Raw genomic sequence first — 425 nt, 5'->3', positions numbered from 1 at the left:
CTCGGTGGTTCGGCCACCGTGCAGATCACCGACACCATCAGCGAAGTCGTTGCAACGCTGTCTGCTGACAAGACCACCGTCACCGAAGGCGGCCAGGTGACCTACACCGTCACCCTGACCAACGCCCAGGGCCTGTCGGTTACCGGCCACAACGGCTTGGTGTTCACCCTGAGCGACGGCACCAAAGTCACCGTGCCGGCGGGCAGCGCCACTGGCACCTTCACCATCACCGCGAAAGACGACGTGTACGTCGGTGGCCAGCCGAACATCGTCAACAAGATCGAGTCCGTCACCGGAGGCGACAACTTCGAGAAGCTGACCCTCGGCAGCAACACCGTCACCACCTCCGTCACCGACGAACCTGGTGTGGGCACGCCGGGCTCCGGCAACCAGGGCGACAAGGTCTCGGTCACCATCGTCAGCAA

Annotated in this window: 1 protein-coding gene; it reads left to right on the top strand. The window is 63.8% G+C overall.

Translation table 11 applies throughout. The annotated features are described in order from the left end of the window. The coding region (locus HU748_RS26150) for an immunoglobulin-like domain-containing protein (RefSeq protein WP_186722536.1) at positions 1 to 425 on the top strand (425 nt) is incomplete at both ends.

It is taken from the genome of Pseudomonas sp. RW3S2, assembly GCF_014268955.1.
Lineage (GTDB): Bacteria > Pseudomonadota > Gammaproteobacteria > Pseudomonadales > Pseudomonadaceae > Aquipseudomonas > Aquipseudomonas wayambapalatensis.
Note: the sequence above shows the minus strand (reverse complement) of the source record. Positions and strands in the feature narration are given on the sequence as shown.